The sequence below is a fragment of the Candidatus Effluviviaceae Genus V sp. genome (assembly GCA_014728125.1).
In the GTDB taxonomy this organism is placed as follows: Bacteria; Joyebacterota; Joyebacteria; order Joyebacterales; family Joyebacteraceae; genus WJMD01.
In genome coordinates, this window is the sequence record WJMD01000136.1 from 1 (window position 1) to 7,857 (window position 7,857).

9 protein-coding genes are annotated in these 7,857 nt (G+C 67.4%); all 9 read right to left on the minus strand.

Translation table 11 applies throughout. The annotated features are described in order from the left end of the window. Nucleotides 1-1,185: V-type ATP synthase subunit A (locus tag GF405_08635; GenBank protein MBD3368219.1), on the minus strand; the 1,185-nt coding region annotated here is incomplete at its 3' end. A gap of 35 nt (nt 1,186-1,220) precedes the next feature. Next, nucleotides 1,221-1,550: a V-type ATP synthase subunit F gene (locus GF405_08640; protein ID MBD3368220.1), complete on the minus strand. Its 330-nt coding sequence runs from the start codon at nt 1,548-1,550 to the stop codon at nt 1,221-1,223. Further along, nucleotides 1,543-2,544: a hypothetical protein gene (locus GF405_08645; GenBank protein ID MBD3368221.1), complete on the minus strand. Its 1,002-nt coding sequence runs from the start codon at nt 2,542-2,544 to the stop codon at nt 1,543-1,545. The genes GF405_08640 and GF405_08645 overlap by 8 nt, the downstream gene beginning before the upstream one ends. Nucleotides 2,545-2,624: 80 nt before the next feature. Beyond that, a complete protein-coding gene (locus GF405_08650; GenBank protein ID MBD3368222.1) occupies nt 2,625-3,224 on the minus strand; it encodes a hypothetical protein in 600 nt (199 codons plus the stop codon). Between the two features lie 83 nt (nt 3,225-3,307). Further along, entirely contained in the window at nt 3,308-3,781 is a 474-nt protein-coding gene (locus GF405_08655) for a V-type ATP synthase subunit K (protein ID MBD3368223.1), read from the minus strand. A gap of 113 nt (nt 3,782-3,894) precedes the next feature. Next, nucleotides 3,895-5,862, minus strand: coding sequence for a hypothetical protein (locus GF405_08660; GenBank protein ID MBD3368224.1), 1,968 nt, complete (start codon nt 5,860-5,862; stop codon nt 3,895-3,897). A 20-nt stretch (nt 5,863-5,882) separates the two neighbouring features. Then, complete coding sequence (locus tag GF405_08665) at nt 5,883-6,200, minus strand: hypothetical protein (protein MBD3368225.1); 318 nt, start codon at nt 6,198-6,200, stop codon at nt 5,883-5,885. Between the two features lie 314 nt (nt 6,201-6,514). After that, nucleotides 6,515-6,952, minus strand: coding sequence for a polymer-forming cytoskeletal protein (locus tag GF405_08670; protein ID MBD3368226.1), 438 nt, complete (start codon nt 6,950-6,952; stop codon nt 6,515-6,517). A 187-nt stretch (nt 6,953-7,139) separates the two neighbouring features. Beyond that, nucleotides 7,140-7,857: ParB/RepB/Spo0J family partition protein (locus GF405_08675; protein ID MBD3368227.1), on the minus strand; the 718-nt coding region annotated here is incomplete at its 5' end.

The following is a 7,857-nucleotide window of genomic DNA, read 5'->3' on the forward strand; positions in this document are numbered from 1 at the left end:
CGAGACCGCGCCGACCGCCGACAGCGCGCCGATGCGGTCCTCGGAACCTAAGCACTTCACGCGTCCCGCGCGCTCGTAGAACTGCGCGGCGCGGGCCGGGAGGTACGCGGGGTACCCCTCCTCGCCCGGCATCTCCTCGAGTCTGCCGGACATCTCGCGGAGCGCCTCGGCCCAGCGCGAGGTCGAGTCGGCCATCAGGGCCACGGAGTAGCCCATGTCGCGGAAGTACTCGGCGATCGTGATGCCCGTGTAGATCGACGCCTCGCGCGCCGCGACCGGCATGTTCGAGGTGTTGGCGACGAGCACGGTCCGCTTCATGAGCGGCTCACCCGAGCGGGGATCCTGAAGCTCCGGGAACTCGAGCAGCACGTCGGTCATCTCGTTCCCACGCTCGCCGCAGCCGATGAAGATGACGATCTCGGCGTCGGCCCACTTGGCGAGCTGGTGCTGGATGACGGTCTTGCCGGCGCCGAACGGTCCCGGCACGCACGCGGTGCCGCCCTTGCCGATCGGGAAGAACGCGTCGATGACGCGCTGACCCGTGACCAGCGGCTCCTCGGGGTTCATGCGCTCGACGTACGGTCTCGCCTGACGCACCGGCCAGCGCTGCATGAGGAAGAGCTCGTGCGTCTTTCCATTCTCGTCGGTCAGCTCCCCGATGGCGTCCGTCACCTTGTAGGTCCCGCTCTCGATCTTCGTCAGCTTCCCCTTCATACCCGGGGGCACCATGATCTTCTGCTCGACGAGCGCCGACTCCTTGACCGTGCCGAGGATGCAGCCCCCCTCAACCTCCGAGCCGACCTCGGCCGTGGCCACAAACTCCCACTCGCGCTCGCGGTCGAGTCCGGGCACGTGGATGCCGCGCGTGATGAGCGCGCCGGCCTGCTCCCGGATCTTGTCGAGCGGCCTCTGGATGCCGTCGTAGATCGACTCGATGAGCCCCGGACCCAGCTCGACCGACAGCGGCTCGCCGGTCGACTCGACCGGTTCGCCGGGGCCCAGGCCGCTCGTGTCCTCGTAGACCTGGATCGACGCGAGGTCGCCGCGGACCTCGATGATCTCTCCGATGAGCCGCTTGTCACTCACCAGACAGACATCGAACATCTTCGCCTCGCGCATCCCGTCCGCGACGACGAGGGGGCCTGAGACCTTCCGGATGGTGCCCTGGACCTTCGCTTCTGCCATGCTCGTTCTCCTGTTGCTCAAGAGAGACGTCGGCGCTACCCGCGCCCGGCCTCGCTCAGGATATCGGCGCCGACCGCGGCCGAGACGGCGCGCTGGATCTCGGCGGCGATGAGCCCCCGCGAGCCGGTCACGCTCGGGAGTACTGTGATGGTCGGAATCGCCGCATCCCTGTACTGCTCGATCGCGTCACCGCACGCCTCGTAGACATCCTCGGTCACGAAGATGATGGAGAAGCCCTCGTCGACCGCCGACGCGAGCGCCTCTCTCCCCTCCGCGGGGTCACCTACCGGCATGGCGTGGATCCCGAACGCGCGGAACCCCCACACCGAGTCCCGGTCTCCGATGAACGCGATCTCCTTAGGCATGGATCGACCTCAATCTGTTCTCAACGTCCCGCCGCTCGAGCCCGTCCGCGCGGCCGACGATCGCCGTCCGGAGGAGCTTGATCTCGATGCGGCGCTCGAGGATGTAAGCGACGAGCGGCTCGATCCCGTACGAGACGGTCTTCGCCGGGTCGACGCGCTTCAGGAGCTCATTGTCGCACGCCACCTCGAGCAGATGCATGCGCTCAGGGGACCACTCCCGGAAGACCGGCGCGAGCCCCGCGTACGGACCGAACTCGAGCGCGCGGGCGAACGAGTCGAACGGCTCGCCGATCTCCGTCTCGAAGAAAATCCGCTCGAGCGTGCCTCCGGAGATGAGCTCCGGCACGAGGTCGGCCGCCTCTCCCCCGGACTCCTTCACACGGGCGAAGATCTTCACGTTCAGAAGGTCGATCTCCGCGCGGAAGAAGTCCTCGAGGAAGCGGTTCCGGTGCTCCCGCGCAGTCTCGACCTGGTACCGCCAGAGCGCCCCGTCGACCACGCGGTCGACCGCCCGCACCTCGTCCGAGTCGCGGAACGCCTCCTCGGCATCCCTGGCCGCCTCGGCCAGGAAGTCCGGGAGGGCCGTGTAGTCCTTGTCGGCGACGGCCTTCTCGAGCGTCTCCGGCGGAAGCGTACCGACGCCGGTCGCGACACCGATCCGGTCGCTCTCGACCGAGAGGAGCGACGCCTTCAGGTAGGCCTTCAGGTTCGCGGCGTCCGACCTCAGTCGGAAGCAGTCGATGAGCTCGGGTTCCGGGGCGACGTCGGCGACATCGCGGAGCGTCGAGGCGAGCGCCTGTTCGAGGCCGCTCTCGAGCTCGCCGGGATCGGCAACGTCCGCGAACGCGTCCTGGTAGGCCGAGTCGCCGAGCGCTTTGACGGCGCCCTCCGGCGACTCGGAGAGCAGACGCTCGATCCACTGTCGGTCGAGCAGCCGCGTCTCCATGCCTCGGATGCGCGCGACAGCGTATGCGTATCTCGTGTCGTCGGACATGCCGTTGATCCCGTCTCCAGCCGCCGCAGGTAGCCGCGTCCGTCTCCGTCATCCGCGCGAAGCCCGTGCCGCGCTTCGCGCTACGAACTCTCCTTCGAGCCGAACAGCACCGATGCGACCTCAGACTCCTGGCGCTCCCGCGCCGCACGGAGGATCGTCTCGAGCGAGCTGTTCGTCTCGGTCCTGCCGCGCTTCAGGATGAACCCGCCGTCGATTCGACGCCGTTCGGACGCGAGCGTCAGCCTGGCGTCGCCGCCGATCTCCCGCGAGACCTCGTCGAGGAAGGCCTGATCGATGCGGCGCTCGTTCTCGCCGATCGCGACCTCCTCGGTCCCCGTCTCGACGGCGTCCGCGAGGATGCCCTTGATGAAGCGGCGGTATTCCTCGGCCGGCATCTCGCTCAGGCGTTTGTGAGCCTCTTTGAAAACTCGGTCGATCAGCCGCTGCTTCTCGGCGAGAAGTTCGCGCCGCGCCGACAGCCTCGCGAGCGTCACGACACGGTTCCGCTCCTCGTCGGCGCGCTGCTTCGCGACGGCGTCGAGCCGCTCCCTCTCCTTCTCGGCCCGCTCGCGCGCCGCGGCGACGATCGCCTCAGCCTCCCGCCGACCCTTCTTCGCGAGCGACTCGGCATCCTGCTTCGCGTCGGCTTCGATCTTCCTGATGATGTCCTCGAGTGCCATTGGTCCGTGCCTCGCATCGGTTCCGCACCGCCGGGGGTCCCGCTCCGGCGACGCGTGATTCGCCTTGTGTCCTCCGTCCCTGCCTACGCGCCCTCGATGGCGCCCAGCAGAAGGATCGTGCCGAGGAGCCCGAGGACCGCGTACGTCTCCACGACGATCGCGAAGATCATGCCCTTGCCCATCTCGTCGGGCCGCTTCGCAACGAGTCCGCACGCCGCGCCCGCGACCTTGCCCTGGTACATGCCCGACGTCAGTCCGGTGATTGCAAGCGGGATGCACGCGAAGAGAACGCGCCAGCCCTCTCCCACCGTCATGGCCGTCATCCCGAGCTCCGTCACCTTGTTGATGGCGAGAAAAAGCCCGACGATGCCGTAGATGCCCTGGGTTCCCGGGAGCGCCTGCAGCAGAAGGAGCCGCCCGAACTTCTCGGGGTCCTCCGCCACGACGCCGGATCCCGCCTGGCCGGCGATGCCTGTGCCGACGGCCGATCCGGTTCCGGCGAGGGCCGCCGCGATCGCGGCTCCCGCCAATCCCAGCATCAGTCCTTCCATGCTCAGACTCCTTTTCCGATGGAGTGACTCTGTCAGCTCTCCTGGTCTCGTCGTTTCGCCGCCCGCCCTCCTCGGCGAGCACGTCCGGTTCCGCCCGGCCTCCGCCGGACGGTCGGTGGTCAGGCGCCCTCGCGCCGGACGACCGAGTACTTGCGCGAGAGGCGGAACGGTTCGAACGCTCGTCCGCCTCCCTCGAAGAACTTCGAGAAGAACTCCAGATACTGAAGTCGGGCCGAGTGCACGAACCCGCCGAGCGTGTTGACGGCCAGGTTGAAGAGGTGGCCGCCGACGATCACGACGATGGCGGCGACGATTCCCACGACGGGAATCCCCATCGCCATGTCGGCGACCCCGTTGATCGCCATCGCGATGGCTCCCGTCGCGAGCCCGAGCGCGAGAAGTCGCGCGTACGACAGGACGTCTCCGAAGTAGCCCACGATGTCGTAGAGCTTCAGGACGCCGCCCAGCACCTTCATGATCGGATTCGGGTTCTTCCTGGCACCCGTCAGAACGACGACCGCGCCCATTGCGAGCGCGCCTTTGCCGGCGATGTCGTTCATGGCCGGCGGCACGTTACCGCCGAGGATGAAGCCGTATCCGAGCGGAGCCAGAAACAACAGGAAGAAGATCCAGACGAGCTGGTCCAAAATCCCGTCCAGCCATCGCCCCTCGCGGAACTCCGCGACCATTCTGATGCTGAGCCCCGCGAAGATCTGGACGATGCCGACGACGAAGACGACGTTCAGCATCGTCATCGGTTCCTCGAGCGGGTTGAGCAGCACCGCGTTCCGCATGAACGCGGGCAGAAGGTCGGTCTCGATGCCGAACCAGCCGCCGGTGAAGAAACCGACGACGGCCGTCGCGATGCCTCCCATCAGCATGAGCTGCATCAGCTTCCTGCCGCCGCTCCCACGCTCCATCTTTGTCAACAGGAACACTGCCGCGGCCGCCAGCGCGATCCCGTAGCCGCCATCGCTCAGGCAGAGTCCGAAGAAGATGACGAAGAACGGAGCCAGCAGCGGCGTCGGGTCGAACTCCCAGTAGACGGGCCGTCCGTAGAGCGTCGTGACGAACTCCAGCGGCTCGACGAGTCGACCGTTCGAGAGGTCGATCGGAACGTCCTCGCCCCGTTCCGGGTCGCGCGCGTCGTAGTACGTTTCCCCCGCGATCTCGTCGATCCGGCGGCGGAGCGCCTCCTCGTCGCGCCCCCGTACCCAACCCTCTATAAGGAAGGTGCTCTCCGTCCCGGCGAGCCGCTCCTCCGCGGTCGTCCGCGCGAGCCGCTCCCGAACCTCATCGTGCACCACGAGGACTGTGTCGTAGTCAGCCGCGATCTCCTCCGCCTCGACCCGCATGTCGTCTATCGACGAGGCGGTCTCGTCGGCGCGGCGCACCAGCTGCTCCGCAGCGTCCTCCGGTCGGCCGACGGCTCCCGCAAGGTCGACGTTTCTGGCGCCGTGCCGCTTGAGCACCGGCGCCACGCTCGGCTCCTCGCTCTTGAGATAGAACGCCACGCAGTTGACGCCGGAGCCCGACCGGGAGATCTCCACGATCTCCGTCTCCCCGACCTCGGACGCAAGGTCCTCGCGGAGGGCATCGTACTCGTTGCTCTCGACGTTCAGGAGCGAGACGGCGACGAGGCGAGTGTCGCGGACATCTTCCACCGCCGCGCCGAGCCCCCGCCACTTCTCGAGCTCCGCGGCCAGCGATCTCAGGCGCAGCGACTCCGTGTCGGCGGCCCGCATGCGACTCTCGAGATCGACGCACCGCTTGTACCATGCGTCGATGTCGAACCCGGCGACCGTCTCGCGATGGGTGTCCGGGTCCAGGACGATCCTCCCGCCGAACATGCCGCCCTTTTTGGGGGCATACCGCTTCAGGAATGTGCGGAGGTACTCGAGTTTCGCAAGCTGGCCGGACTGGCGACGCTCGGTCTCGCGCCGCTCCCCGTCGTCGGGCACGACGCCGGTCTCGATGGATGGCTCCGTGATATGCAGAACGCCCCCCTCCTGGAGGGCGCAGAGGATGTCGGGCTTCGAGTCCCTGTGCGCGAGGATCTGAAGCTTGCGCATGCGGCTGACGGCCATCGGTTCGCTCTCCCGACCCGCTACGCGGTAGTGGTGATGGACGACAGGACCTTCTCGACGGCCGGCGCGACCCTCGACTCAGCCTCTGCCCTGACCTTCTCCACGCGCTGCTCACCCTCGGCAGCGATGCTCGCAGCCTCCTGTTCGGCCTCGGCGCGCGCGGACTCGACGGCCTGCCGCTCGTCGTCGCGTGCCGTGCGGCGCGTCTCCTCGAGGAGCTTCTCGGACGCCTCGTGGGCCTCCGCCATCACGCGCTTCCGTTCGGCCCGACCGTCGCGGCGGGCCTTCTCGGCGCGCTCCTCAGCCTCCCTGATGCGCTCGATCGCTTCGGCGACCACCGCATCCTCCTTGTGCAATCGTGTGCCGTCCGGCGCGCCCTCTCTCGGGCGTCCACGGCTTCTCCACCGGACACGCGGTCGAATGCCCGCTCAGCTACGGCGACGCCCCCCACTGTCTAACTCTTTGTGACACTTCCAGTTGGGGGCTCTAACAAACTACTGACAAACTCGCAGTTCGGTGGATAACCCGAAATCGGCGTCCCCGCTCGGATGTTGTAAATGGTTCTACTGTCTGGAGTTAGCTCAGTGAGGGTCCGCTGTGCACAGATATCCACAGCCCGTGGTGCGAGCCTGCCCCATCGGCCGACCGGAAATCAGTACGTCGCCTCAGCCTCTTCCAGCTCTTCGGTCTCATCCTCCAGGTCGAGCTCGGTGTCGTCGCGTCGCCGCGGCGGCTCGTCTCGAATGTCACCCATCTGACAGTTGCCCTGGAACACGACGCCATCCTCGATGACGAGGCCGCGCGTCTTGATGTCGCCGAGGAGCTGCGAGCCCCGCTGGAGCTCGATCTTGCCCGTGGCGAAGACGTTGCCGTACATGTGGCCGCCGATCACGGCGTTGGCGACGTTGGCGTCGCCGTCGACCTTGCCGGTCTCGCCCACGACGAGCGTGTCGGTCGCCTCGATCGTGCCCTCGAAGTCGCCGTCGACCTGGATACTACCCTCGACCTTGACGTCGCCCTTGAGGGTGGTGCCTTCCCCGATGATCGTGTTCACAATGCCGACATTCCTTTCGTCGTCGTTCGTGAACATTGCCTACCCCCCGGCGGCCGGATGCGCCCTCTGTTGCCGGCGTCCAGCCCGCCACCGCGTCCGTGCACACGGGACGACGAAGATACCAGAACGGCCGAATTCAAGTCAACACCGTTCGGCCTCGACAGGCCCATGCGCTCCCTGTTTCGTCGTCAACTCGCCGCCGCGACGCACGCCGTCCCGGATGCTACTCCGGGTCGGTCGGCGACGCCGGCTCCTTCACCGTCAGCAGCAGGTCCACGACACGTGTCAAATCCTCCTCCGAGTAGTACTCGATTCGGACGGTGCCCTCGCCGCCCATGCGGTCGATGCGCACCTGCGTCCCGAAGATCCGCTGCAGACGTTCCTCCATCTCGCGCACGACCGGATCGTCCGTGCGTCTCGGCCGCGACGCCTTCTTCCGATGCTGCTTCCCCCGGACAAGCGACTCCAGTTGCCGCACCGAGAGACCGCGGTCGACCACCTTCTTCGCCAGACGCGATCGCTCCTCCGCGCTCTTCGCGCCGAGGAGCGTTCTGCCGTGCCCCGCCGTCAGGCTGCCCGCGGACAGCAGCTCCTGTACGTCCAGCGGAAGCTCGAGCAGCCGCAGCGCGTTGGCCACGGTGCTTCTATCTCGGCCGACATGCTCAGCCAGCTGCGACTGGTTGAGTCCGGCCACCTCCATCAACGCCTCGTAACCGTGCGCCTCGTCTATCGGGTTCAGGTCCTCTCGCTGGAGGTTCTCGACGAGCGCCAGCTCCAGCGTCTCCGCCTCGCCCGCCTCTCTGACGATGGCGGGGATCCGCTCGAGACCGGCCAGACGCGCCGCCCTCAGCCGTCGCTCCCCGACGATCAGCTGATAGCCGCCGGTCGGAACCGGCCGCACCACGACGGGCTGCAGCACGCCGTGCGATGCGATCGACCCC